This window comes from Mobilicoccus pelagius NBRC 104925 (assembly GCF_000247995.1).
In the GTDB taxonomy this organism is placed as follows: domain Bacteria; phylum Actinomycetota; class Actinomycetes; order Actinomycetales; family Dermatophilaceae; genus Mobilicoccus; species Mobilicoccus pelagius.
Map to the genome: position 1 here is coordinate 1 of NZ_BAFE01000090.1, position 512 is coordinate 512.

Annotated in this window: 1 protein-coding gene; it reads left to right on the forward strand. The window is 64.5% G+C overall.

All coding sequences use genetic code 11. The features are described 5' to 3' along the window. Window positions 1-295 precede the first annotated feature (295 nt). A partial coding sequence (locus tag MOPEL_RS16855) for a leucine zipper domain-containing protein (protein ID WP_169316323.1) occupies window positions 296-512 on the forward strand: 217 nt, incomplete at its 3' end.

Consider the following 512-nt stretch of genomic DNA (forward strand, 5'->3'; position numbering starts at 1 on the left):
CCCGAAATCGCAGCACTGATCAGCAGCTTGGCCGCAGTCGGGCCGACAGTGAGCGAACCAGCCCAATCCGCGATGACGAAACTGGTCAATGCGCTCTCAGGCCAAGACTCAAATTGCCCATCCAGCAGCTCAACCGCCGCTTCGATCAACGTCTCCGGTCAGTACACCTAGGTGTGATGCCCAGAGACGTTGGTCGAGTCGTTGCGACGTGACCATTTGATCTGGTGACAGGCGAAGACCTCCCGGTGTGGAGTGGAGCTGTCTGACGGTTCCGCCCCGTGTCCAGGAGGTCTTCGTGTCCCACGCTACCCACGCCAACGCTGCTTTGACTCCACGCGCGCGGCTGCGCCTGGCAGTCCTCGTCGTCGATCGGGGGTGGCCCGTCGCCCGGGCTGCTGAACGTTTCGACGTGTCGTGGAAGACCGCAGCGAAATGGGCCCGCCGCTACGCTGACGAAGGCCGCGCCGGGATGCTCGACCGCTCCAGCCGGCCCCATCGCCAGCCCCGCCAAA